This window comes from Serratia sp. GW822-FHT06E05 (assembly GCF_058799445.1).
Genome location: NZ_JBXALM010000001.1, coordinates 623,349 through 648,422, shown reverse-complemented (window position 1 = coordinate 648,422; position 25,074 = coordinate 623,349). Strand labels below are relative to the sequence as shown.

General features: G+C 54.7%; 27 protein-coding genes and 1 other annotated feature. Of the genes, 22 read left to right on the top strand and 5 right to left on the bottom strand.

Going from position 1 to position 25,074, the window contains the following annotated elements:
- Positions 1-3 precede the first annotated feature (3 nt).
- The 7 genes from infC to ihfA all read left to right on the top strand — a co-directional run bounded on the left by infC (position 4) and on the right by ihfA (position 5,292).
- Positions 4-555, top strand: a complete 552-nt coding sequence (gene infC / locus AC1RKC_RS02935) for a translation initiation factor IF-3 (protein ID WP_013812633.1) — start codon at positions 4-6, stop codon at positions 553-555.
- 98 nt (positions 556-653) lie between these two features.
- Positions 654-851 carry a 50S ribosomal protein L35 gene (gene rpmI / locus AC1RKC_RS02930; RefSeq protein WP_004931418.1) on the top strand — a complete coding sequence of 66 codons (198 nt, stop codon included), beginning with the start codon at positions 654-656 and terminating at the stop codon, positions 849-851.
- A 43-nt stretch (positions 852-894) separates the two neighbouring features.
- Complete coding sequence (gene rplT / locus AC1RKC_RS02925) at positions 895-1,251, top strand: 50S ribosomal protein L20 (RefSeq protein WP_020826620.1); 357 nt, start codon at positions 895-897, stop codon at positions 1,249-1,251.
- 113 nt (positions 1,252-1,364) lie between these two features.
- Positions 1,365-1,487: a sequence feature (Phe leader region), on the top strand.
- Positions 1,369-1,413: a pheST operon leader peptide PheM gene (gene pheM / locus AC1RKC_RS02920; RefSeq protein ID WP_121626058.1), complete on the top strand. Its 45-nt coding sequence runs from the start codon at positions 1,369-1,371 to the stop codon at positions 1,411-1,413. It overlaps the preceding feature by 45 nt.
- A 118-nt stretch (positions 1,488-1,605) precedes the next feature.
- Complete coding sequence (pheS, locus tag AC1RKC_RS02915; protein ID WP_020826621.1) at positions 1,606-2,589, top strand: phenylalanine--tRNA ligase subunit alpha; 984 nt, start codon at positions 1,606-1,608, stop codon at positions 2,587-2,589.
- 14 nt (positions 2,590-2,603) lie between these two features.
- Positions 2,604-4,991 (top strand): phenylalanine--tRNA ligase subunit beta, encoded by a 2,388-nt coding sequence (gene pheT, locus AC1RKC_RS02910; RefSeq protein ID WP_174574122.1) that lies wholly within the window; start codon positions 2,604-2,606, stop codon positions 4,989-4,991.
- A 4-nt stretch (positions 4,992-4,995) separates the two neighbouring features.
- On the top strand, positions 4,996-5,292 hold the full coding sequence (gene ihfA, locus AC1RKC_RS02905) for an integration host factor subunit alpha (protein WP_004943604.1): 297 nt from the start codon (positions 4,996-4,998) through the stop codon (positions 5,290-5,292).
- Positions 5,293-5,507: 215 nt separating this feature from the next.
- On the opposite strand, the gene AC1RKC_RS02900 is transcribed toward ihfA, so the two are convergent.
- Positions 5,508-5,639: a hypothetical protein gene (locus AC1RKC_RS02900; protein ID WP_020826623.1), complete on the bottom strand. Its 132-nt coding sequence runs from the start codon at positions 5,637-5,639 to the stop codon at positions 5,508-5,510.
- A gap of 232 nt (positions 5,640-5,871) precedes the next feature.
- On the opposite strand from AC1RKC_RS02900, the gene AC1RKC_RS02895 reads away from it, so the two are divergent.
- From AC1RKC_RS02895 to AC1RKC_RS02825, 15 genes are all read left to right on the top strand, one after another.
- A complete protein-coding gene (locus tag AC1RKC_RS02895; protein ID WP_020826624.1) occupies positions 5,872-6,291 on the top strand; it encodes a DUF2502 domain-containing protein in 420 nt (139 codons plus the stop codon).
- 173 nt (positions 6,292-6,464) lie between these two features.
- Positions 6,465-7,472: a vitamin B12 ABC transporter permease BtuC gene (gene btuC, locus AC1RKC_RS02890; RefSeq protein ID WP_046373752.1), complete on the top strand. Its 1,008-nt coding sequence runs from the start codon at positions 6,465-6,467 to the stop codon at positions 7,470-7,472.
- A gap of 41 nt (positions 7,473-7,513) precedes the next feature.
- Complete coding sequence (locus AC1RKC_RS02885) at positions 7,514-8,065, top strand: glutathione peroxidase (protein WP_261135271.1); 552 nt, start codon at positions 7,514-7,516, stop codon at positions 8,063-8,065.
- A gap of 20 nt (positions 8,066-8,085) precedes the next feature.
- Complete coding sequence (btuD, locus tag AC1RKC_RS02880; RefSeq protein WP_149572897.1) at positions 8,086-8,841, top strand: vitamin B12 ABC transporter ATP-binding protein BtuD; 756 nt, start codon at positions 8,086-8,088, stop codon at positions 8,839-8,841.
- A 400-nt stretch (positions 8,842-9,241) separates the two neighbouring features.
- Positions 9,242-10,396 carry a UDP-4-amino-4-deoxy-L-arabinose aminotransferase gene (arnB, locus tag AC1RKC_RS02875; RefSeq protein WP_046373749.1) on the top strand — a complete coding sequence of 385 codons (1,155 nt, stop codon included), beginning with the start codon at positions 9,242-9,244 and terminating at the stop codon, positions 10,394-10,396.
- Positions 10,383-11,363, top strand: a complete 981-nt coding sequence (gene arnC / locus AC1RKC_RS02870) for an undecaprenyl-phosphate 4-deoxy-4-formamido-L-arabinose transferase (protein WP_020826629.1) — start codon at positions 10,383-10,385, stop codon at positions 11,361-11,363. Before arnB ends, arnC begins: the two co-directional genes overlap by 14 nt.
- Positions 11,363-13,345 carry a bifunctional UDP-4-amino-4-deoxy-L-arabinose formyltransferase/UDP-glucuronic acid oxidase ArnA gene (gene arnA, locus AC1RKC_RS02865; RefSeq protein WP_493092261.1) on the top strand — a complete coding sequence of 661 codons (1,983 nt, stop codon included), beginning with the start codon at positions 11,363-11,365 and terminating at the stop codon, positions 13,343-13,345. The genes arnC and arnA overlap by 1 nt, the downstream gene beginning before the upstream one ends.
- Entirely contained in the window at positions 13,342-14,247 is a 906-nt protein-coding gene (gene arnD / locus AC1RKC_RS02860; protein WP_020826631.1) for a 4-deoxy-4-formamido-L-arabinose-phosphoundecaprenol deformylase, read from the top strand. The genes arnA and arnD overlap by 4 nt, the downstream gene beginning before the upstream one ends.
- Positions 14,244-15,908 carry a lipid IV(A) 4-amino-4-deoxy-L-arabinosyltransferase gene (arnT, locus tag AC1RKC_RS02855; RefSeq protein ID WP_116928033.1) on the top strand — a complete coding sequence of 555 codons (1,665 nt, stop codon included), beginning with the start codon at positions 14,244-14,246 and terminating at the stop codon, positions 15,906-15,908. Before arnD ends, arnT begins: the two co-directional genes overlap by 4 nt.
- Positions 15,905-16,252, top strand: coding sequence for a 4-amino-4-deoxy-L-arabinose-phosphoundecaprenol flippase subunit ArnE (arnE, locus tag AC1RKC_RS02850; RefSeq protein WP_048762677.1), 348 nt, complete (start codon positions 15,905-15,907; stop codon positions 16,250-16,252). The genes arnT and arnE overlap by 4 nt, the downstream gene beginning before the upstream one ends.
- Complete coding sequence (gene arnF / locus AC1RKC_RS02845) at positions 16,249-16,641, top strand: 4-amino-4-deoxy-L-arabinose-phosphoundecaprenol flippase subunit ArnF (protein ID WP_116690591.1); 393 nt, start codon at positions 16,249-16,251, stop codon at positions 16,639-16,641. The genes arnE and arnF overlap by 4 nt, the downstream gene beginning before the upstream one ends.
- Before the next feature lie 174 nt (positions 16,642-16,815).
- A complete protein-coding gene (locus AC1RKC_RS02840) occupies positions 16,816-17,280 on the top strand; it encodes an NlpC/P60 family protein (RefSeq protein WP_041414519.1) in 465 nt (154 codons plus the stop codon).
- A gap of 57 nt (positions 17,281-17,337) precedes the next feature.
- Positions 17,338-18,351 (top strand): lipoate--protein ligase, encoded by a 1,014-nt coding sequence (gene lplA, locus AC1RKC_RS02835; RefSeq protein ID WP_261138230.1) that lies wholly within the window; start codon positions 17,338-17,340, stop codon positions 18,349-18,351.
- 552 nt (positions 18,352-18,903) lie between these two features.
- The gene (locus AC1RKC_RS02830; protein WP_115058954.1) at positions 18,904-19,641 is read left to right on the top strand and encodes an EAL domain-containing protein; all 738 of its coding nucleotides are present in this window, start codon (positions 18,904-18,906) and stop codon (positions 19,639-19,641) included.
- 246 nt (positions 19,642-19,887) lie between these two features.
- Entirely contained in the window at positions 19,888-21,330 is a 1,443-nt protein-coding gene (locus AC1RKC_RS02825) for a protein adenylyltransferase SelO (protein WP_493092145.1), read from the top strand.
- A 55-nt stretch (positions 21,331-21,385) separates the two neighbouring features.
- Here the strand turns inward: AC1RKC_RS02825 and AC1RKC_RS02820 are convergent, their stop codons facing one another.
- From AC1RKC_RS02820 to AC1RKC_RS02805, 4 genes are read right to left on the bottom strand one after another with little or no spacing between them, the layout of a single operon-like run.
- Positions 21,386-22,171: a heme ABC transporter ATP-binding protein gene (locus tag AC1RKC_RS02820; protein ID WP_197820765.1), complete on the bottom strand. Its 786-nt coding sequence runs from the start codon at positions 22,169-22,171 to the stop codon at positions 21,386-21,388.
- Entirely contained in the window at positions 22,164-23,168 is a 1,005-nt protein-coding gene (locus AC1RKC_RS02815) for a FecCD family ABC transporter permease (protein ID WP_122079087.1), read from the bottom strand. The genes AC1RKC_RS02820 and AC1RKC_RS02815 overlap by 8 nt, the downstream gene beginning before the upstream one ends.
- Positions 23,168-23,998, bottom strand: coding sequence for a heme/hemin ABC transporter substrate-binding protein (locus AC1RKC_RS02810; RefSeq protein WP_046373706.1), 831 nt, complete (start codon positions 23,996-23,998; stop codon positions 23,168-23,170). The genes AC1RKC_RS02815 and AC1RKC_RS02810 overlap by 1 nt, the downstream gene beginning before the upstream one ends.
- Positions 23,995-25,029: a hemin-degrading factor gene (locus AC1RKC_RS02805; protein ID WP_046373705.1), complete on the bottom strand. Its 1,035-nt coding sequence runs from the start codon at positions 25,027-25,029 to the stop codon at positions 23,995-23,997. The genes AC1RKC_RS02810 and AC1RKC_RS02805 overlap by 4 nt, the downstream gene beginning before the upstream one ends.
- Between the last annotated feature and the right edge of the window lie 45 nt (positions 25,030-25,074).

Genomic DNA, 25,074 nt, shown 5'->3' with positions numbered 1-25,074 from the left:
AGTATTAAAGGCGGAAAACGAGTTCAACCGGCGCGTCCTAATCGCATTAACAGAGAAATTCGCGCGCAAGAAGTTCGCCTAACCGGCGTCGATGGCGAGCAGATTGGTATTGTCAGTCTGAATGAAGCTCTTGAAAAAGCTGAGGAAGCGGGCGTTGATTTAGTAGAAATCAGCCCAAATGCCGAACCGCCAGTTTGCCGAATCATGGATTACGGCAAATTCCTCTACGAGAAGAGCAAGTCGACAAAAGAACAGAAGAAGAAGCAAAAAGTTATTCAGGTCAAGGAAATCAAATTCCGTCCTGGTACCGATGATGGCGACTATCAGGTCAAACTACGCAACCTGATTCGCTTTCTGGAAGATGGCGATAAAGCCAAAATCACCCTGCGTTTCCGTGGGCGTGAGATGGCGCACCAACAGATCGGTATGGAAGTGCTTAACCGCGTCCGTAAAGACCTGTGTGAAGATTCTGATTTGGCCATTGTCGAATCCTTCCCTACGAGGATCGAAGGCCGTCAGATGATCATGGTGCTCGCACCGAAGAAGAGACAGTAAGGCTTCCAAGTAATCGAACCCGCGCAGCGCTTGCGTTGTGTGGGTTTTATTCGCCTCACTGATTCGTTGTTTAACAATGCGAAGTGGATTTAATTAAAATGCCAAAGATTAAAACTGTACGTGGTGCAGCCAAACGCTTCAAAAAAACCGGCAGCGGTGGTTTTAAGCGTAAACATGCTAACCTGCGTCATATTCTGACCAAAAAAGCAACCAAGCGTAAACGTCACCTGCGTCCGAAAGGCATGGTGTCTAAAAACGATCTGGTCCTGGTTACCGCGTGCCTGCCGTACGCTTAAGCCATTTTTTTTGAATCTAGAATAAGACTTTAGGAGAGAGCATATGGCTCGCGTAAAACGTGGTGTAATTGCACGCGCACGTCACAAGAAAATTTTAAAACAAGCGAAAGGTTACTACGGTGCCCGTTCGCGCGTTTATCGTGTTGCCTTCCAGGCAGTAATCAAAGCAGGTCAGTACGCTTACCGTGACCGTCGTCAACGTAAGCGTCAGTTCCGTCAGCTGTGGATTGCACGTATCAACGCAGCTGCACGTCAGAACGACATGTCTTACAGCAAATTCATTAACGGCTTGAAAAAAGCTTCTATTGAAATTGACCGTAAGATCTTGGCTGACATCGCGGTCTTCGACAAAGTGGCATTCTCTGCACTGGTTGAGAAAGCGAAAGCAGCACTGGCGTAAGTCAGTTGAAGAGGGAGCTTGCTCCCTCTTTTAATCTTTAGCTTTCAGAGACAATATTGACTTTTATTGCCCGCCGCTTTATCACTGGTGGACAATCATCGACAAGGTAACGTAATCATGCACGCTGCTATTTTTCGTTTCTTCTTTTACTTTAGCGCCTGATCTCAGGAGGCTTTGCGCGTAAGAAAAGAAACGAAAAGTAGCGCCTAAGCCTCCCCTGTGGAGGCTTTTTTGTTTTTGGCCGTCTTCTGAGCCGGGTTAAAGCGTTAAATGCTTTGAAGATGTGCTAAAGGCGTGTTCGAATAATAGATAACAATTACTTAGAGCCATATCGGCCAGAGGAAGAGGAAAGCAATGCCACATCTCGCAGAGCTGGTTGCCAATGCCAAGGCAGCCGTAGAAGATGCCCAGGATGTTGCCGCGTTGGATTTGGTGCGCGTCGAATATTTAGGCAAGAAAGGCCATTTTACCTTGCAGATGCAATCGCTGCGTGACGTGCCGGCAGAAGATCGCCCGGCAGCAGGCGCGGTAATCAACCAGGCAAAACAGGCAGTGCAGGATGCGCTGAACGCGCGTAAAAATACGCTGGAATCGGCTGCGCTGAACGAGCGACTGGCAGCAGAAACCATCGACGTTTCCCTGCCGGGCCGTCGTATGGAAAACGGTGGGCTGCATCCGGTCACCCGTACCATCGACCGTATCGAAGCTTTCTTCGGCGAACTGGGTTTCTCCGTTGAGACCGGGCCTGAGATTGAAGACGACTATCATAACTTCGACGCGTTGAACATTCCGGGTCACCACCCGGCGCGTGCCGATCACGATACCTTCTGGTTCGACGCCACGCGCTTGCTGCGCACCCAGACTTCCGGCGTGCAAATCCGCACCATGAAGAACCAGCAGCCGCCAATCCGCATTATTGCGCCGGGCCGCGTTTATCGTAATGACTACGACCAAACGCACACCCCGATGTTCCATCAGATGGAAGGGCTGATTGTCGATAAAGACATCAGCTTCACCAATCTGAAGGGCACACTGCATGATTTCCTGAACAACTTCTTTGAAGAAGATTTGCAGGTTCGTTTCCGTCCGTCTTACTTCCCGTTTACCGAACCTTCCGCTGAGGTGGATGTGATGGGTAAAAACGGCAAGTGGCTGGAAGTTCTGGGTTGCGGCATGGTGCACCCGAACGTTCTGCGCAATGTGGGCATCGATCCGGAAATCTATTCCGGCTTCGCTTTCGGTATGGGTATGGAGCGTCTGACGATGCTGCGTTACGGCGTCACCGACCTGCGTGCGTTCTTCGAAAACGATCTGCGTTTCCTCAAACAGTTTAAGTAAGGCGGGAATATCACATGAAATTCAGTGAACTCTGGTTGCGCGAGTGGGTAAACCCGGCCATCAGCAGCGAAGCATTATCCGATCAAATTACCATGGCCGGTCTGGAAGTAGACGGCGTGGAGCCGGTTGCCGGCGTCTTTAACGGCGTGGTAGTAGGCCATGTGGTTGAGTGCGGTCAGCACCCTAACGCAGACAAATTGCGCGTGACCAAGGTCAACGTGGGTGGCGATCGCCTACTGGACATCGTCTGTGGCGCACCAAATTGCCGTACCGGCCTGAAGGTGGCGGTTGCCACCGTAGGTGCAGTACTGCCGGGTGACTTCAAGATCAAAGCCGCCAAACTGCGCGGCGAGCCTTCCGAAGGCATGCTGTGTTCGTTCTCCGAGCTGGGCATTACCGACGATCACGACGGTATCATTGAGCTGCCGGAAGACGCGCCGATTGGCACCGATATCCGTGAATACCTCTCGCTTGACGACAACACCATCGAAATCAGCGTAACGCCAAACCGTGCCGACTGCCTGGGCATTATCGGTGTGGCGCGTGACGTTGGGGTGCTGAACCAGGTTGCCCTGACCGAGCCGGATATGAGCCCGGTAGCCGCCACTATTGCGGATACGCTGCCAATTCGCGTTGACGCGCCGCAGGCGTGCCCGCGTTACCTGGGCCGCGTAGTAAAAGGCATCAATGTCAAAGCGGCAAGTCCACTGTGGATGCGCGAGAAGCTGCGTCGTTGCGGCATCCGCTCCATTGACGCAGTGGTTGACGTGACCAACTACGTACTGTTGGAACTGGGTCAGCCAATGCACGCCTTCGATCTGAGCCGTATTGAAGGCGGTATCGTGGTGCGTATGGCGAGCGAAGGCGAAACCCTGACGCTGCTGGACGGCAACGAAGCCAAACTGAATGCCGATACCTTAGTGATCGCCGATCACCAGAAAGCGCTGGCCATGGGCGGCATCTTCGGTGGTGAACACTCCGGCGTGAATGAAACTACTCAGGACGTGCTGCTGGAATGCGCGTTCTTCAGCCCGTTGTCCATTACCGGTCGCGCGCGCCGTAATGGTTTGCACACTGACGCTTCACATCGCTACGAGCGTGGCGTTGATCCTGCATTGCAGTACAAAGCGATGGAACGTGCGACCCGCCTGCTGATTGATATCTGTGGCGGCCAGGCTGGCCCGGTCATCGATGTGACAACTGAAGCCGAATTGCCGAAGCGTGCCACCATCACCCTGCGTCGCGAAAAGCTGGACCGTCTGATCGGCCACGTGGTGCCAAGCGAGCAGGTGAGCGATATTCTGCGTCGTTTGGGTTGTCAGGTGACCGAGCAAGGCGACAACTGGCTGGCGGTCGCACCGAGCTGGCGTTTCGATATGGAAATCGAAGAGGACCTGGTGGAAGAAGTCGCACGCGTTTACGGCTACAACAATATTCCTGACGTGCCGGTACGTGCTGACCTGATCATGACCAAGCATCGCGAAGCGGATCTGACGCTCAAGCGTGTGAAAACCATGCTGGTCGATCACGGCTTCCAGGAAGCGATCACTTACAGCTTCGTCGATCCTAAGGTTCAGGCCTTGCTGCACCCGGGCGAAGAAATGCTGATCTTGCCAAGCCCAATCTCGGTAGAGATGTCCGCTATGCGCCTGTCGCTGTGGACCGGCTTGCTGTCTGCGGTGGTATATAACCAGAATCGTCAGCAGACTCGTCTGCGCCTGTTTGAAAGCGGCCTGCGCTTTGTGCCTGATACTGCGGCAAATCTGGGTATCCGTCAGGATGTCATGCTGGCAGGGGTGATTGCCGGTCATACGCACGAAGAACATTGGGATCTGGCGCGTAAGCCGGTCGACTTCTATGATTTGAAAGGGGATCTGGAGTCTGTCCTGGAGCTGACCGGTAAATTATCCGAAATTCAGTTCAAGGCAGAGACCAATCCAGCCCTGCATCCAGGGCAAAGCGCCGCTATTTATTTCCAGGGCGAACGTGTCGGTTTCATCGGTGTGGTTCATCCGGAACTTGAACGTAAACTGGATCTTAACGGCCGTACCGTGGTGTTTGAACTGGAGTGGAACAAGGTCGCAAGCCGCGCCGTGCCTCAGGCGCGGGAGATTTCTCGCTTCCCGGCAAACCGTCGAGATATCGCCGTTGTGGTGGCTGAAAACGTCCCCGCAGAAGATATTTTGGCAGAGTGTAAGAAAGTTGGCGCAAATCAGGTAGTTGGCGTAAACTTGTTTGATGTGTACCGTGGCAAGGGCGTGGCAGAGGGTTATAAGAGCCTGGCTATCAGTCTGGTATTGCAGGATACCGCTCGTACACTGGAAGAAGAGGAGATAGCCGTTACCGTTGCAAAATGTGTAGAGGCTCTAAAACAGCGATTCCAAGCATCCTTGAGGGATTGAACCTATGGCGCTTACTAAAGCTGAAATGTCAGAACACCTGTTTGAAAAGCTTGGGCTTAGCAAACGGGATGCCAAAGACCTGGTAGAACTGTTTTTCGAAGAGGTACGTCGTGCTCTTGAGAACGGTGAGCAGGTGAAACTGTCAGGTTTTGGCAATTTTGATTTGCGTGACAAGAACCAACGTCCGGGGCGTAACCCGAAGACCGGCGAGGACATTCCGATTACGGCGCGCCGCGTGGTCACTTTCCGTCCAGGGCAAAAACTGAAAAGTCGGGTAGAGAACGCAAGCCCGAAAGAGTAAGTTGCGTGAAACCAAAAAAGGCCGCTTTTGCGGCCTTTTTCTTTTTTTGAAGAAAAATTCGGGTTATTCCTAAATTATGGCCGTAAGAACCTATGCGATTAAATAAAGTAGGTTGGTGTTTAATATTAAGATATAAATTTTTTGCGGATTTTTCTTATGGATATTAATATTATCGCTTTGCCTAAAATAAAACCAGGAGCCTCGGCTCCTGGTTTTTAATAATGGTTGTAATAGTGGCCCGGGCCACCACCGCCACGATGACCGCCACCGTGGGGGCCGAAGCAGCAGGCGCTGAGCGCGGTGGTCAGGACGGCGACCGTGAACAACATTCCAATGCGTTTAATCATAATAATATCTCTTTGATAAGTGTCAGCGTCATTATAAATAGCGGCATGGCATCCGGTATGTCAGCTATTCGTTAAACGTTGTTAGCAGCTGTTTTATTTAATCTGAAAAATGAGAGTGTATGGATTATGTAAGCGAGGTGAAAACGATCTGAAAATAGGCATTGAGGCGATAGGCGTAAAATAATCGCGCTGATATAACCAGCTCAGCAAAAAATAAAGTGAGAGTGCCAAAATGAAAAAGATCCTGTTGCTGGTGTGTTTACCGCTGCTGCTGCCGCTCGTGGCCCAGGCAGATGTCTCCATTGATATCAACGTGCCGGGCGTCTCGGTCCATCTGGGGGATCAGGATCGGCGAGGTTACTACTGGGACGGTTATGACTGGCGTCCGCCACAGTGGTGGCATGCTCATCAGGGACGCGGCGTGGGTGAGCGTAATAGCCGTGGTTTGTACTGGGACGGTGGTCGCTGGCAACCCTCACCGCCGCGCGGCAACGATCACCGGAGTCCAGAGCGGGGCGGCAATCCGTTCCACGGTGAACGCGATAACCGTAACGATGGCAACCGTCATGATAATGACCACGGTAAGGGCCGCGGCAATGACAATGACCACGGTAAACCCTACCCACAAAACGGAAATGATCCGCGACGCTAATTGAGTGTACGACGTCTGGTGTTGCCCCTCAGTGGAGGGGGGCAGCATCAGCCGTTGTTTTCCTGCCATAATCCTTAAGCAAGGCTTTCCCTTCTGGCGCTAACCCCCTAATATTTGACCCAGACGTCAATTATTCGACCGCCACTCGCGGCCCGCAGGGAATCGCCACACCTATGCCAACCAGCCAGACCTTTACTTTATTACTGCACAAACAGCGTCATCGCGATAAACGCCATTTATGGCTGTTGGCGCTGGGCGTTGCCGTGGCTTTTGTTTTTAGCCTCAGCGCGGGTGATGTCTGGCTTTGGCCCTCACAGTGGTCAAGTGATGCGGCGCAGCTGTTTGTCTGGCAATTACGCCTGCCGCGTGCGCTAGCGGTGATGTTGGTCGGAGCCAGCCTGGCCATTGCCGGTGCGGTAATGCAGGCCTTGTTTGAGAACCCGTTGGCAGAGCCTGGCTTATTGGGAGTGGCTAACGGTGCCGGGGTTGCACTGGTGCTAATGGTATTACTGGGCAACGGCCTGCTGCCGGTAGCGTTGATGAGTCTGAGCGCCATTGCGGGTGCGTTAATCATGACCTTTATGCTGCTGGGCTTTGCTCGTCGCAAGCGTCTGACCAACGCGCGATTATTGTTGGTCGGCGTTGCCTTGGGCATTGTGTGCAGTGCAGTGATGACCTGGGCAGTGTACTTCAGTTCCAGCCTGGATCTGCGCCAGCTAATGTACTGGATGATGGGCGGCTTTGGCGGCGTAGACTGGCGCCAAAAATGGCTGGTGCTGGCCCTGGTGCCGGTGGTGCTGTGGCTGTGTTGCCAGGGCAAGGCGCTGAACTTTATGGCGCTGGGCGAGGTACAGGCCCGCCAGCTCGGGCTTTCACTGCATTTGTGGCGCAATCTGCTGGTGCTGGCAATCGGCTGGCTGGTAGGCGTTAGTGTGGCGTTGGCGGGGGTGATCGGATTTGTCGGGCTGGTGATACCGCATATGCTGCGCCTTAGCGGTTTGACCAATCAGCGTTATTTACTGCCGGGTTGCGCACTGGCCGGTGCCGGCGTCTTGCTGGCGGCCGACGTGGTGGCGCGTATTACGCTGCTGTCGGCTGAATTGCCCATCGGGGTGGTGACAGCCACCCTGGGAGCACCCCTGTTTATCTGGTTGCTCACTCGGGTAAAAAGCGTAAGGTAGTTTCTCTGTTCACCTGCAAGTAAAACAAGAGGATAAGCTCCATGACTCAAGCTATTTATGACATTCCGCTGAACACCATCGAAAATCAATCTACCACGCTGGCACAATATAAAGGCCGCGTGTTGCTGGTGGTGAATGTGGCGTCGGAATGCGGCCTGACCAAGCAATATGAAGGGCTGGAAGCCCTGTACGAAACCTACCGGGATCAAGGTTTTGAGGTGCTGGGATTCCCCTCCAACGAATTTCTGGGGCAGGAGCCGGGCAGCAACGAAGAGATCCTGGCGTTTTGCCGGGGTACCTTTGGCGTTCAGTTCCCGATGTTTGCCAAACTGGAAGTGAACGGCGAAAACCGCCATCCATTGTATCAGGCGTTGACTGCCGCCAAACCGCACGCCGTTGTGCCGCAGGGCAGTGAGTTCCTGGCGCGTATGAGCAGCAAGGGGCGGGCACCAAAGCAAACTGGCGATATCCTGTGGAACTTCGAGAAATTCCTGATTGGCCGCGATGGCAAGGTCATCGAGCGCTTTTCCCCGGATACGACGCCGGAAGATCCTGCGTTGCTGGCCGCCGTCAAACAGGCGCTGGCCGACTAAAGAAGGAGCGGTAATACATCATGCTGCAACTCAGGCAGGTTGGGGTAGAAGGGCGCTTGGCCCCGTTTTCAGCACAGGTTGATGCTGGGTTGCAGTTTCACCTTATTGGCCCGAACGGCGCCGGTAAAAGCACGCTGTTGGCCTGCCTGGCGGGTATCTTGCCCGGTATCGGGGAGATCCTGCTGGACGGTCATCCGCTGAAAAGTTTTCAGGGCAATGAACTGGCACTGCGTCGTGGTTATTTAAGCCAACAGCAGCCCCCGGTGGCGTTGATGCCGGTATTCCAGTATCTGGCATTGCATCAACCGGCGGGAGCTTCGGAACAGGCGCTGGAAAGCACCATTCTTTATCTGTGTCAGCGTTTAAAGCTGATGGACAAGCTTCCGCGTATGCTGACTCAACTATCCGGCGGGGAATGGCAGCGAGTACGTCTGGCTGCAGTGCTGCTGCAGGTCTGGCCGACGGTTAACCCGTACAGCCAATTGCTGCTGTTGGATGAACCGACCAACAGCCTGGACGTGGCGCAGAAGGTGGCATTGGACCGACTATTAAGAGAGTTTTGCCAGAGCGGGCGCAGTGCCTTGGTTTGCGCGCACGATCTCAACCACACCTTACAGCAGGCCGATCGGGTCTGGCTGCTGCATGCGGGGCGCTTAGTTGCTCAGGGCAGCACGCGGGAGGTGATGGAGCCGGTTCTGCTGTCACAAATTTATGACGTCGATTTTCATTTGCAGGCAGTGGGCGATCAACGCTGGATTATGACCAAAACCGCCTAGTGCGTTAGTGTATTGGAAATGCGGCCTAAACGAAAATTAAACGGACTCGATATAAATAGCCGAGTAAGCATCGGCTTTATTTCACTCTCCGCCAAAAATTATCTCATAAATCTTGAAAACCGTCGCTGACGTGCTACGCTGATTTAGTTCGAATAAAATAAGTAAACAATTATTAATAACTATAACTAATTGATTTTTAAATCAATAGAAAATGATGATGATGGCCCTCGCAAATCAGATAGTCCGCTGATAATTAATCTCGCCTTAAGGTTTAGTTAAGCTTGCGGCCGTACATTGGCAGTTAATCCACCGGGAACGATTCTCTCTGGCGTTTAATATTCGTTAAATAAAAGAGATCTACAGTGTCATTAAAAGAAATTTGATACGTTTGGGGTTAACTATGGATCAATTTTTACCTTTCTCACGCCCGGCGATCGGCGATGAAGAAATCGCGGCGGTAGAAAAGGTATTGCGCTCAGGGTGGATCACCACCGGACCGCAAAATCAGCAGTTGGAAAGTGAGTTTTGCGCCACCTTCGGCTGCAAACATGCGATTGCCGTTTGTTCCGCTACTGCAGGCATGCATATCACCCTGATGGCTCTGGGCATTGGCCCCGGCGATGAAGTCATCACTCCCTCACAAACTTGGGTTTCAACCCTCAACATGATTGAGTTGCTCGGCGCCACGCCGGTAATGATCGACGTTGACCGCGATACGTTGATGGTCAATGCCAGAGATGTTGAAGCCGCCATTACGACCAAAACCAAAGCTATTGTCCCGGTGCATTACGCTGGTGCGCCATTGCAAATGGATGCATTGCGAGACGTGGCCAAACGCCATAATCTGCCGCTGATTGAAGACGCCGCTCATGCGGTGGGTTCCCGTTACAACGGTGAATGGGTTGGCGCACAAGGAACGGCCATCTTCTCGTTCCACGCGATTAAAAACCTGACCTGTGCCGAAGGTGGCCTGATTGCCACCGACGACGATGCATTGGCGGATCGTCTGCGCTGTCTGAAGTTTCACGGTCTGGCCGTTGACGCTTTCGACCGTCAGCAACTGGGCCGCAAGCCGCAGGCCGAAGTGGTGGAGCCGGGCTACAAATACAACCTTTCGGATATCCACGCGGCCATCGCCGTCGTACAGCTGGCGCGCCTGCCGCAATTGAACGCCCGCCGTAAAGAGCTGGCACAGCGTTATCTCACCGCGCTGGAAGGTTCACCTTTCCTGCCGCTGGGGTTGCCTGATTATCCGCATGACCACGCCTGGCACCTGTTTATGGTGCGCGTTGACGCCGAGCGTTGCGGTATCGATCGCGATCAACTGATGGAACGCCTGAAAGAGGTGGGCATTGGTACCGGTCTGCATTTCCGTGCCGCGCATACCCAGAAGTTTTACCGCGACCGCTATCCGCAATTGTCCTTACCCAATACCGAATGGAACTCGGCGCGTTTGTGCACCTTGCCGCTATTCCCTGATATGACCGACGCTGATGTTGATCGCGTGGTCAAAGCCTTGTCTTCTGTTGTGGAGTCGTTACGTGTCTCGCGTTGAACCGATTAAAAAAGTTTCGGTGGTGATCCCGGTGTACAACGAGCAGGAAAGTTTACCTGCCTTGCTTGAACGTACCACCGCCGCCTGTAAACAGCTGGCCCAGCCCTATGAAATTATCCTGGTCGATGACGGCAGCAGCGACAATTCTGCCGATATGCTGACCGCTGCCGCCGAACAGCCCGGCAGTTGCGTCATTGCCGTATTGCTGAACCGCAATTATGGCCAGCACTCGGCAATCATGGCCGGTTTCAATCAGGTGAGCGGCGATCTGGTGATCACGCTGGATGCTGACTTGCAAAACCCGCCGGAAGAGATCCCGCGGTTGGTGCGGGTGGCGGAAGAGGGTTACGACGTGGTCGGCACTGTGCGCGCCAACCGTCAGGACTCCTGGTTCCGTAAAAGCGCCTCCCGCATCATCAATATGATGATCCAGCGCGCTACCGGTAAATCGATGGGCGACTATGGCTGCATGTTGCGTGCCTATCGCCGCCACATTATCGAAGCGATGCTGAACTGCCACGAGCGCAGCACCTTTATCCCGATCCTGGCGAATACCTTCGCCCGTCGTACTACTGAAATTGACGTGCTGCACGCTGAACGCGAGTTTGGCGACTCTAAATACAGCCTGATGAAGCTGATTAATCTGATGTACGACCTGATCACCTGTTTGACCACCACGCCGCTGCGTTTGCTGAGCGTAGTGGGCAGCGTGATTGCGCTTTCGGGGTTCGTGCTGGCGGTATTGCTGATCGCCCTGCGTTTGATCATGGGCCCTGAATGGGCGGGCGGCGGGGTATTCACCCTGTTTGCCGTGCTGTTTTCCTTTATTGGCGCCCAATTTGTCGGCATGGGTCTGTTGGGAGAGTACATCGGTCGTATTTATACCGACGTGCGTGCTCGTCCTCGTTATTTTGTTCAGAAAGTGGTCGGTGAACAGCCGAACCACAATACTCAGGAAGAAGAATGATGAAAGCTATTGTATTTGCTTACCATGATATTGGCTGCGCAGGTCTGAAAGCGCTGACTGACGCAGGCTATGACGTTCAAGCAGTATTCACGCATACCGACGATCCTGGTGAGAACAACTTCTTCTCCTCCGTTGCCCGTGTGGGTGCAGAATTGGAGTTACCGGTCTATGCGCCGGAGGACGTTAACCACCCGCTGTGGATCGAGCGCATTCGCCAGATGCAGCCGGAGATTATTTTCTCCTTCTATTACCGTAATCTGCTGAGCGACGAGCTGCTGTCGCTGGCGCCGCTTGGCGGTTTCAACCTCCATGGTTCACTGCTGCCTCGCTACCGTGGCCGCGCACCGGTGAACTGGGCGCTGGTGAACGGCGAAACAGAAACCGGCGCTACGCTGCATAAAATGGTCAAGCGTCCTGATGCCGGCGATATCGTTGGCCAGCGCAAAGTGGCAATCACCGCTGACGACACGGCGCTGACGCTGCACAAAAAAGTGCTGGAAGCCGCACAATCCTTGCTGAAGGACGAACTGCCGAAGCTGAAAAACGGTACGGCGACATTCAGTGCGCAAAACGAAGCCGAAGCCAGCTACTTTGGCCGCCGGACTGCGGCAGACGGTGAGATCCTGTGGCATAAATCGGCGCAGGAAATCAACAACCTGATCCGCGCAGTGACCGAACCTTATCCTGGCGCCTTCAGCTATCTCGGCCAGCGTAAATTGATTGTCTGGCGTGCTCGCGTGCTGGATGCGCAGCATGACAAGCAGCCTGGCACCGTGCTCAGTACTTCTCCGCTGGTCATTGCCTGCGGCGAAGGCGCACTGGAAATCGTTGCCGGTCAAAACGATGCCGGCCTGTACGTACAGGGTAGCCGTCTGGCACAAGAAATGGGCATCGTCACCGACGTACGTCTGGCTGCCAAGCCCAACGCAGTGATGAAGCGCAGAACCCGCGTACTGATCCTCGGCGTTAACGGTTTTATCGGTAACCACCTGACCGAACGTCTGCTGCGTGACGATCGTTACGACATTTACGGTTTGGATATCGGTTCTGATGCCATCAGCCGTTTCCTGGATAACCCGCGCTTCCACTTTGTGGAAGGGGATATCAGCATCCATTCCGAGTGGATCGAGTATCACATCAAGAAATGTGATGTCGTTCTGCCGCTGGTGGCCATCGCCACGCCGATCGAGTACACCCGCAATCCACTGCGCGTGTTCGAGTTGGATTTTGAAGAAAACCTGAAAATCGTTCGTGACTGCGTGAAATACAACAAGCGCATCATCTTCCCGTCCACCTCCGAAGTGTACGGTATGTGCGACGACAAAGAGTTCGACGAAGATCATTCCCGCCTGATCGTCGGGCCAATCAACAAACAACGCTGGATTTACTCGGTGTCCAAGCAGCTGCTGGACCGAGTCATCTGGGCCTATGGTGCCAAAGAAGGGCTGAAGTTTACGCTGTTCCGTCCGTTTAACTGGATGGGGCCGCGCCTGGATAACCTGGATGCAGCGCGTATCGGTTCTTCCCGTGCCATCACCCAGTTGATCCTCAATCTGGTGGAAGGTTCGCCGATCAAACTGATGGACGGCGGGGCGCAAAAACGCTGCTTTACCGATATCAACGACGGTATTGAAGCGCTGTTCCGCATCATCGAAAACCGCGACGGGCTGTGCGATGGACAAATCGTCAACATTGGTAATCCGACCAACGAGGCCAGCATCCGCGAACTGGCGGAAATGCTGCTCGAAAGCTTCAATAATCACCCGTTGCGCGACCGCTTCCCGCCGTTTGCCGGCTTTAAGGATGTCGAAAGCAGCAGCTATTACGGCAAGGGTTATCAGGACGTTGAGCACCGTACGCCAAGCATCAAAAATGCCCGTCGCCTGCTGGATTGGCAGCCGACCATCGCGATGCAGCAAACCGTTGCCGATACCTTGGACTACTTCTTGCGCACCACCGTTCAGGAAGGTGACGGTGCATGAAGAAAGTCGGTCTGCGAGTTGATGTAGATACCTTCAGCGGTACCCGTGAAGGGGTACCGCAGTTGCTGGAGTTGTTCGACAAGTACAACATTCAGGCCAGTTTCTTCTTCAGCGTAGGGCCGGACAATATGGGGCGCCATCTGTGGCGCCTTTTACGTCCGAAATTCCTGTGGAAAATGCTGCGCTCGAACGCCGCGTCGCTGTACGGCTGGGATATTCTGCTGGCCGGCACCGCCTGGCCGGGGCGTAATATCGCCCGTGCCTTGGGGCCATTGATGAAACTCACCGCCCAGGCCGGGCATGAAGTGGGCTTGCACGCCTGGGATCATCAGGGCTGGCAGGCCAAGGTCGGCCGTTGGTCTGAGGCGCAGTTGACGCAACAGGTGCAGCTGGGTGTTGATGCGCTGACTGCCAGTACCGGGCTGCCGGTCAAATGCTCGGCCGTTGCCGGTTGGCGCGCGGACACACGGGTGCTGGAAGTGAAGCAGCGCTTCGGTTTTCACTACAACAGCGATTGTCGTGGCACCCATCCGTTCCGTCCGCTGTTAAGCGATGGCCGTGTGGGAACCGTGCAGATCCCGGTGACGTTACCGACCTTTGATGAGGTGATTGGCAGCGAAGTCAGTATGGCTGACTTCAACGATTACATTTTACGGGCGATTGAAAACGATCGCGGCGTGCCGGTTTATACCATTCATACCGAAGTTGAGGGTATGTCTCAGGCCGCAATGTTTGAGCAGTTACTGCAACGGGCGCAACGGCAGGGCATAGAATTCTGCCCGTTAAGCACCTTGTTGCCACAAGATTTGGCGTCATTGCCATTGGGCCGCGTCGAGCGTGCTCCTTTCCCTGGCCGCGAAGGTTGGCTGGGTTGTCAAACCGATGTGAAGGACGATTCATGAAGGCGCTAAAAGGATCCTGGGCCATTGTGTTGGCCATTTTTTTTGCTCTGGTTTACCTGATCCCCCTCAATGGTCGCCTGCTGTGGCAACCGGATGAAACTCGTTACGCCGAGATCAGCCGTGAAATGCTGCAACGCGGCGACTGGGTAGTGCCGCATCTGCTTGGGCTGCGTTATTTTGAAAAACCGGTTGCCGGATATTGGTTCAACAACATCAGCCAGTGGCTGTTTGGCGATACCAACTTCGCGGTGCGTTTTGGCTCGGTATTCAGCACCGGCATGACCGCCGTGCTGGTGTTCGCGCTGGCAATGCTGATGTGGCGCAACGCGCGCCGCGCCAGCCTGGCGACGTTGATTTTCCTGTCGATGGTGCTGGTGTTCAGCATCGGCACGTACAGCGTGCTGGATCCGATGATTTCCCTGTGGCTGGTGGCGGCCATGGTCAGTTATTACCTGACGCTGAAAGCCACCACGGTCAAGGGTAAAGTCGGCGGTTACGTGTTGCTGGGGCTGGCCTGCGGCATGGGCTTTATGACCAAGGGGTTCCTGGCGCTGGCGGTGCCGGTGATTGCGGTGATCCCGATAGTCATTCAGCAGCGGCGGATCAAGGATCTCTTGATCTACGGTCCGTTGGCGATCCTGACCGCGGTATTGCTTAGCCTGCCTTGGGCGCTGGCTATTGCTCAACGTGAGCCGGACTTCTGGAACTACTTCTTCTGGGTGGAGCATATTCAGCGTTTTGCCGAGGATAACGCCCAGCACAAAGCGCCGTTCTGGTATTACATCCCGATTTTGATGGCGGCGGTATTGCCGTGGTTGGCGTTGTTGCCGGGATCTTTGCTTAAGGGTTGGCGTGAACGCGTCCAACGGCCGGAGCTGTTCTTCCTGCTGAGTTGGGTGATGATGCCGCTGATCTTTTTCAGCATCGCCAAAGGCAAACTGCCGACCTATATTTTGCCGTGCATGGCTCCGTTGGCGCTGTTGATGGCCGCTTACGCTGAGGATTATGCGGCAAGCCTACGCAGCAAAACTTTCAAGATCAACGCATTGCTGAACGGCTTATTTGGTCTGATTTGCGTGGTGGCGCTGCTGGTGCTGGGTTCAGGATTGCTGCCGAAGGTGAAGCTGTTTGGGGCACAAGAGTGGCCGAAGATCGTCATCGGCATTATTATGTTCGGCGGTTGGCTGTTATTTGCCATAGTGTCGGCGCGTAATAACGCGCAACGCTGGCGCTGGGCAGCAGCTTGTCCGCTACTGCTGTGCTTGCTGGTGGGTTACGCCATTCCGCAGCAGGTCACGGACTCCAAGCTGCCGCAAAACTTTATCAGCGTAAATATGGCGCAGTTGGGCCATAGCCGTTACGTATTGACCGACAGCGCAGGGGTAGCGGCAGGGCTGGCCTGGGAGTTGAAGCGCAGCGATGTGCTGATGTTCAGCGAGAAAGGTGAGGTGGCTTATGGCCTGGCCTACCCGGATTCCCGCAGCCATTTCATCAGCGATGCCGATTTCCCGCAGTGGTTGGCTCAAGCGCGTAAACAGGGTGACGTCTCATTGGTATTGCAACTGTCGAGAGGGGATCACGTGCCGCAAACCTTACCTGCAGCGGACAAAGTGGTTGAGATGAACCGCTTAGCGCTGCTTTGGTATCAACAGCAGCCATGATAGTCGGCTACTTGCTGGTGCTGGTGGTCAGCCTGCTCACCTGCGGTGGGCAGCTGTGCCAGAAACAAGCGGCCCAGAGTTGGCAATTGCCCCCCGACGTCAGACGGGGGGTGACGCTGCGCTGGCTGCTTCTGGCGGTGTTGTTGCTGGGGTTGGGCATGGCGGTCTGGCTCAACGTGCTGCAGCGCTTGCCGCTCAGCCTGGCTTATCCGACGCTCAGCCTGAATTTTGTGTTGGTGACATTAGCTGCCCGGTGGCTGTTTAACGAACCCACCACCGCACGTCATTGGTACGGCGTGGCGTCGATCATGCTGGGGATCCTGCTGATGAGTATCAATCCATGAGGGGCTACGCCTGGGGCGCGGCCAGCGTGCTACTGGTCACGCTGGCGCAACTGTTGATGAAGTGGGGTATGGCGCAGATCCCTCTGATGTCGTTTGCCGACGTTACGTTAGACCTGTTTGCTCAGTATTGGGTGCCGCTACTGGCGGTCAGCGGTGGTATCTTCGGTTATGCGTTGTCCATGCTGTGCTGGTTCTTTGCGCTGCACCATCTGCCACTAAACCGAGCGTATCCGTTGCTGAGCGTGAGCTATGCGCTGGTGTACCTGGCCGCGGTGATCCTGCCGTGGTTTAACGAATCCGCCACCCTGTTGAAAACGTTGGGGACGCTGTTTATCCTGTTTGGCGTGTGGCTGATTAACAGCCAGGCAAAGGTAAAAACGCCTCAATAGCGCAAAAAGTGGCGCCAATGCGATTATCTCCTTCACCGTGCTTGCCTTTTTCCCCTGCAGGGGGATAAATTAGCCCCAAATAGCGCTTTCCTTACGTGGTGCCGGCTTTGCCTCGCAGGCGGTATGCTTTTACCGGACGGCATGATGCGGCAACGTGTTCAATGAAGGGATATTATGCGGATGCGTATTTGGTTTTTATTAGCCAGTTTAATTCTTGCCGGTTGTAGCAGTCATGCACCGCCGCCCAGCGGTCGGCTGGCGGACTCTATCGTGGTGGTGGCTCAGTTGAATGAGCAACTGCGTCAATGGTACGGCGCACCTTATCGTTACGGTGGGGTCGATCGCGGCGGCGTTGACTGTTCCGGTTTCGTTTATCGCACCTTCCGCGACCGTTTCGATATGCAACTACCTCGTTCGACTGTGGAACAAACCTCGCTTGGAACCAAAGTCTCGCGTGATGAGCTGATGCCGGGCGATCTGGTGTTTTTCAAAACCGGCGGCGGTGAGAACGGTTTGCACGTTGGCATTTATGATACCAACGATCAGTTTATTCATGCCTCCACCAGCCGTGGCGTGATGCGATCCTCGCTGGACAATGTGTATTGGAAAAAAGCCTACTGGCAGGCGCGGCGCATTTAATCTTAAGCTGTTGATTTGGTGTATCATGGCGGCATCACGTGCTTAGCGGAGACCGCCATGAATAACTTACGCTTACTGATTTCCGATTCTTACGACCCCTGGTTCAATCTGGCCGTGGAAGAGTGCATCTTCCGCGAAATGACCACGCAGAAAATCCTGTTCTTATGGCGCAATGCCGAAACGGTGGTCATAGGCCAGTCACAAAACCCATGGAAAGAGTGCAACACCCGGCGAATGGAGCAGGACGGCATTCGCCTGGCGCGTCGTAGCAGCGGCGGTGGAGCGGTATTCCACGATCTGGGCAACACCTGTTTTACCTTTATGGCGGGCAAACCGGGTTATGACAAAACTCTTTCCACCGGCATCATTCTGCAGGCGTTGGCCCAGTTGGGTATTTCTGCCACGGCATCGGGCCGCAATGATCTGGTGATCGAAACGTCGGAAGGCGTGCGTAAAATCTCCGGCTCGGCCTATCGGGAAACCCAGGATCGCGGGTTCCACCATGGCACCTTATTACTGAATGCCGATCTTAACCGTCTGGCGGATTATCTTAATCCGGATCCCAAAAAGCTGCAGGCCAAGGGCATCACCTCGGTACGCTCCCGGGTGGCCAACCTGGTGGAATTTAAACCTGACATCAGCCACCAGCAGGTCTGCGATGCGGTGACTCAGGCATTCTTTGACTACTATGGCGAGACCGCTACGGCGGAAATCATCTCACCGGATGTCTATCCCGACCTGCCGGATTTCGCCGCGCAGTTTGCCAAACAGAGCAGTTGGGAATGGAATTTCGGCAAGGCGCCGGCATTTAGCCATTTACTGAACGAACGCTTTGTCTGGGGTGGGGTGGATATCTTCTTTGACGTAGAAAAGGGGTTGATCTGCCGGGCGCAGATTTTCACCGACAGCCTGAGTCCGGCACCGCTGCAGCGTTTGGCAGAGATGCTGGTGGGTTGCGCTTACCGCAGTGAAGCCTTGGCTGAGTGCTGCGACAAGCTGATTGCTCAGTTCCCGGAGCAGGCTACCGAGTTAGCCGAGCTGCGGCAATGGCTGGCAGAAACGATCAAATAGTAATCAAATTTTGAATATCAAAGGATGACAGTGTTCATCCTTTTTTTACATCTCAAGTTGGCTGCGCTTTATTGTTGTTATCCATTCTTAGGGGCTGGAATCCACCTAAATCCCAGGTAGCATGAATTTCCTAAAAATCAAGGTGGGCATTTTTTCGCATTTTCAATGCAAAGAATAACGTACGGAATTGATGCGTTATTAAATTTAATCAGTTGGCGATAGGCTTGCGCTTGTGCAGATTTCATGCTTAATTGATATTTAGATGTGTTTAAGAATTTCTTTAATGAAAACAATGACAATAAGTTAAATTTTTAGAGTGAATATACCACTTAACCTAAATACACCTTAAATTCAGCGAAGTGATGGCAATTTTGCCATAAGCCAAATTGGTTCTGACTCTGCGCCAAGTGGACGCAACATAGCTTTAATCTATCAATTAAATGATAAGTTATCACTAATTGCATTGATATTTCCGATTAATCTCAGAGGGATTGATCGATAAAATATATTGATATACGATGAGATGCTCGCCATTCAGCCTGTGGCATTGAAATGAAAATACAATTCGAAGCTGACTTTATTAGTAGCTATGTTTTTCAACCTGTTTACTCAATGGAGGGCAGGCTGTTAGCGGTGGAAATTCTGAACCGCTTTAATAGTCTGGACGGTGATTTGGCTATGCCTGCTGACATTGGGATTAATTTACTGACCGCTGAGCAAAAGATTGAGTTATTTAATGAGCAATTGAAATTGGCAGAACAGAATGCCTCCTGGTTTGTCGAAAACGACGTTTTGTTGACGTTAAATATTGAAGAAACCCTGGTCGATTTGATACTCACTGACGGTCAACTCTGTGATCGTATCAGGCAGTGGTCATTTATTGCCTTTGAAATCAGTGAGGGCTTTCCGAATCTTTCGGCCGGCAAAAACAATGAGAAAATCCTCCGGCTTAGCGAGTTGTTTTCGCTGTGGTTGGATGATTTCGGTTCCGGTCAGGCGACCCTGACCGCCTTGTATGATGGGTTATTCGACTACGTGAAGATCGACAAACGTTTTTACTGGCAGTTGTTTACCCATCAGGGATATGACGTGGTCATTGACTCGTTATTAAAGAATATCAATCTACTGTGTAAGGGGGTAATCGTCGGAGGAATTGAGAAGAGGGAATATTTTAATAAGCTCAGACACGCCGGTGTTTTTGGCCTACAAGGTTTTTTATGGCCTAGCGTTGGTGTGGATAATCTGACAGCGTTACGGGTAACACCCGATGAGTTCAATAACAATAATTGAGAGTACTACACACAACGGAGCCAATAATGGACTGGATGATGTTTACCGTGATTCCTGTGCTGTTATTCATTATGATTTTTTCGCTGAACGCGTATTTTTCCTCTCAGCGTAAAAAGGTCTTAAAGCCGTATCGGCATAAACGCTGATCCCCGCATCTGCCCAGGTATCAGGCAGATGCGTTCTCCCTGCATTTCCTCTGTGTTAATCGCCCCGTTCAAGCTCTACACTAGGTGCAACGGAGGGCCTATGCCGCAGTTTGAAAACGCTTACCAACATCAGTTAGCCGGTTTTTATACCGAATTGAAACCCACTCCGCTGAAAGGCGCTCGTTTGCTGTATCACAGTGAACCGCTGGCACGCGAACTGGGGCTGGACGAAAGCTGGTTTACCCAGGACAAAACCCCGATTTGGGCGGGTGAGAAACTGCTGCCGGGCATGCGACCGTTGGCGCAGGTTTACAGTGGCCATCAGTTCGGCGTTTGGGCTGGGCAGTTGGGGGATGGCCGGGGCATTTTGCTGGGTGAACAACGCCTGGCGGACGGCCGTAGCATGGACTGGCACCTGAAAGGGGCGGGGTTGACGCCTTATTCACGCATGGGCGACGGCCGTGCGGTACTGCGTTCGGCGATCCGTGAGTTCCTCGCCTCCGAGGCACTGCACCATCTGGGCATTCCAACCACCCGTGCGCTGACCATTGTGACCAGTGAAGAGCCGGTTTACCGTGAGCAACCTGAGCGTGGAGCGATGTTGCTACGCGTAGCGGAAAGCCACGTGCGTTTCGGCCACTTTGAGCATTTTTATTACCGTAAGCAGCCGGAACAGGTGCAGCAATTGGCCGATTTTGTCATTGCCCGTCACTGGCCGCAGTTGCAAGATCAGGCGGAGGGCTACTTACTGTGGTTTACCGACGTTGTCGAACGCACTGCACGGCTCATCGCCCATTGGCAGACCGTCGGTTTCGCTCACGGCGTAATGAACACCGATAACATGTCGATTCTGGGGCTTACCATCGACTATGGCCCTTATGGCTTCCTCGACGACTACAAGCCCGACTATATTTGCAACCACTCTGATCATCAGGGGCGCTATGCCTTCGATAATCAACCGGCGGTGGCGCTGTGGAACCTCCATCGGCTGGCACAGACCCTGTCCGGGCTGATGAGTACCGAACAGCTGCAGCAGGCGCTGGCGGCCTATGAACCGGCCCTGGTGCGCGCTTACGGGGAACAGATGCGTGCCAAGCTCGGCTTCTTCACCCAATCGCAACAGGATAACGATTTGCTCACCGGGTTGCTGAGCCTGATGGCGCAAGAAGGCCGGGACTATAGCCGAACTTTCCGCTTGTTAAGTCATACCGAACAGCAACAGGCGCAGTCGCCGCTGCGTGATGAATTTATCGATCGCGCTGCGTTCGACGGTTGGTACCAACAATACCGCCAGCGCTTGCAGCAAGAACAGGTGAGCGACGCTGAGCGTCAACAGGCGATGAAGGCGGTGAACCCGAAGCTGATCCTGCGCAACTATCTGGCGCAGCAGGCGATTGAAAGTGCCGAACGGGATGATGTCAGCAAACTGGCGCGCCTGCATCAGGCCTTGTTGACGCCGTTTGCTGACGCGCCGGAATATGACGATCTCGCCGCATTGCCGCCGGATTGGGGTAAGCATCTGGAGATATCCTGCTCGAGTTAACTGCAATGAAATGAAAGGATGACGGGCGCGGCGGGTACCGCACCCGGTACTGCCACTACTGGCGTAAATACACCTGCGGTAACGCCACTTCCGGGTGATGTACTACCCCCAAATCTGCCTGATACCAGCGGGTGAGTATTTCCGCCTGCAACACCTCCTGCGGCGTGCCCGAGGCGACCAATTGCCCCTGATGCAGCAATAAAATGCGGTCGGCATATAGCGCGGCCAGATTGAGGTCATGAAGCACGCAGCACACCGCGATCGGCTGTTGGCGCGTAAGCGTGCGCAGCAACCTCAGCGTATGTTGCTGGTGATAGAGATCCAGTGCCGAAGTCGGTTCGTCAAGGAACAGCCAGGACGGGGTGGGCTGTGGCTGCCAAAGTTGCGCCAGCACGCGGGCCAGCTGTACCCGTTGCTGCTCGCCGCCGGAAAGCTGGCGATAATCGCGTTGGGCCAGTTCAAGGCAGTCGGTTTGCGCCATCACCTGTTGCACCGCATGCCGTGCATCGCGTTTGCCGTGCGGCGCGCGTCCCATGCTGACCACTTCCTCCACGGTAAAAGGAAAGGCCAAATCACTGTGCTGGCGCATCACCGCGCGTACCTTCGCCAGCTGCTGCGGTTGCCACTGTTCTAACGGTCGTCCTAGCAGCTGACATTCGCCGCAACCCGGAGCCAGATAGCCAGTTAACAAACGCAACAACGTAGACTTACCTGCGCCGTTTGGCCCGATTATTGCCACCATTTCGCCGCTGGCGATACTGAGCGAAACGTCGTTTATCAGCCGACGTGAACCCAGGCTGTAACGCAATTGCTGCGCCGTCAGGCTTGAGGCGTTATCCACCCACACGCTCCCGCTGGCGCATCACCAGCCATAAGAAGTAAGGCCCGCCGATCAGGCTGGTCATCAACCCGACCGGCATTTCCGCCGGTGCTACCAGGGTGCGTGCCAGCGTATCGCTGACCAACAGCAGGCAGGCACCGCCCAACGCGGAGCAGGGCAACAGCCAGCGGTGGTCGCCGCCGAGGCGCATGCGTACCAGGTGCGGCACCACCAGACCGATAAAGCCAATCACGCCGCTCATCGCCACCGAGGCGCCAATCAACAAGGCGCTAAGCAACAGCAGTTGCAGCTTGGCGCGCTGGACGTTGACCCCGAGGTAATGCGCTTCTTCATCCCCCAGTTGCAACAGATTCAGGCGACGCGCCTGTAATAGGGTCAGTAAGGTGGTCGGCAGGATCAGGGAAGCGCACACCACCAGCGTCGGCCATTGCGACTGGCTAAGGCTGCCCATCATCCACAGCGAGAACTGACGCAGCTGTTGGTCGTTGCTGAGGTAAGACAGCACGCCAATCGCCGCCATGCACAGGGCGTTGATGGCAATCCCCGCCAGCAGCAGGCGCGACAGGCTGCCGTGGCCGCTGCGGCTGATACCGTAGATCAACAGCGACACCAGCATGCTGCCGAGGAACGCCGCCAGCATATGGCCATACAGGGCAATCACCGGAGGCAACGCCAGAGGCATCACGATAATCAGCGCAACAAACAGCGCGCCGCCGCTGCTGATGCCCAGCAGGCTCGGGTCAGCCAGCGGGTTGCGAAACAACCCTTGCATCACGGCACCAGATACCGCTAATGCACAGCCGATCACCACCGCCAGCAGTACGCGCGGCAGACGGATGTTTAACCAGATATGCCAGGCGGTGTCGCTGAACGGCTGTTGCCACAGAGTGCGAAACGACAGGGGCAATGCCCCCATATTGGCGGCACCCAGCGCCAGCAGCGCCAGTAACACCAGCAGGCCGGCAATCGCCACGCGTGGGGAAGTGCGACTGCGCATTACTTTTGCTCCGCCGCGTGGCGTAGTTTGGCCAACGCCGCCGGCGTTTCCAGCCCAAAGCCCAGCAGCGCCATATCGTCAACCACCAGCACGCGGTGGTTTTTCCCCGCTGGCGTGAGCGCGACGCCCGGCAAGTTCCACAATTGTTGTTGGCCACCGAGCGTTTTTATGCCGTCAGTGGTGACCAACAGCAGATCGGGCGCGCTGGCGATCACGCCTTCCTGTGACAGGGGACGATAGCGACTGAATCCCTGCATCGCATTCTTCAAACCGGCTGCCGTGATGACCGCGTCGGCGGCGGTGTGTTGCCCGGCGGCCATCGGCGTAATCCCCCCGTGGCTCATGACGAACAGGACCTTGACCGGCAGAGCATCGGTTTTCACCGCCGCCAGCTGTTGCTGATACCGTTGGCTCAGCTTTTTGCCTTGCTCGGTACGCTGCAACGCATTGGCGATCACCTCGATTTTCTCCGGCACGCTTTGCAATGTGGTATCGCCCGGAATGCGTACGATCTTAACGCCGCTTTCTTCCAGCTGTTTGAGCACCAGCGCCGGTTCGGCCAGTTCGGTCGTCAGCACCAGCGAAGGTTTCAACGCCAGAATACCTTCGGCATTAAGCTGACGCATGTAGCCGACATCCGGCAGCTTTTTGACGGCTTCTGGTTGCAGACTGGTACTGTCGCGCGCAATCACTTCATCGCCCGCGCCGAGTGCGAAGGCAATTTCGGTGACGTCACCGCCTATCGAGACAATACGTTCCGCCGCCGCAGCGGAGAAGGGTAACGCCAGCGCAATGCACAACGCCAGGCGACGGGTCAATGAGGGTTTCATGCGGCAATGTCCTTGGGTTCAAGCGCGGCAACCTGCTCACGCCACTGGGTTTGTTCCGGCTGGCCTTCGGTACGCTGGCCGTAAAGCTGGGCGATTTGCGTGCCGTCCGCGGCAAACAGCTCCAGGCTGGTGACAAACCCGTCTTTGGTTGGCTTGCGGGTGATCCAGCTTTCGGCAATTGCGTCTTCGATCAGGTGCAGGGTGAAACGACGGTTAAACACGTTAATCCAGCCTTCCTGCGGCATCAGACGCTCGATCTGACCGGTGAAGATCTGCACGCAGCCGCGGTTGCCGACAAAAATCATGATTTCGTTTTGCAGACCCAACGCTGCGTTGAGCAACTGGGACAGGGCGCTGTTATCCACCCGGTAGGCCAAATCGTTGCCGACGGCCTTGAAGGCCTGCTGACGCGTCAGCTTATTGCGGCTTAACAACTGGAAGAACTGGTGAACGTCGGTCATTTCACGCCATTCGCGGTCGATCTTTTCGTTGTCCGGTGCGGCGTTACTGACGGTGGCGTCCGGGGCTTTCAGTGCCAACGCCGGGTTTTCTGCACTCAGGTGGCGTTCCACCAGCGCCATCCAGGCGGCCAGGTCGGTTTCGTCGGTGGTGTACACCTTATGCAACGCATCACCCTGATGATCGAAGAACTGAATGCTGTGACGCACACCGCGCTTGTTGGTTTCGCTCATGGCGAAGGCGCTGGCCCACTGGTTGAGGAACAGCCGCAAATCCAATTCGCGTGGGTTGAGGATCAGCCCCGCGTGGCCGTTCAGATGCTGGTTGAGGTAGCGCCCCATCTGCTCGTGCACCGCGTAGCTGTTACGGGTGATGGATTTGGTGACGCCAACCTGCTCCAGCTCGTTCAGCAGGGTGCGGGCATCGGCCTGCAGACGACGAGTATCCTGACCGACGCGAGCATGGGTCAGTTCTGCTTCGCTGACGCCAAGCAGCTCGGCCAGATCGCGTGCGTATTTGCCTGGGTTATCAATTTTTGCCTGCTGGTAGCGTTGGTAGAGGGTATTGCTCATTGATAGTTCTCCTGTGAGAGGTGCAATCGGCGGGCATTCGGGTTG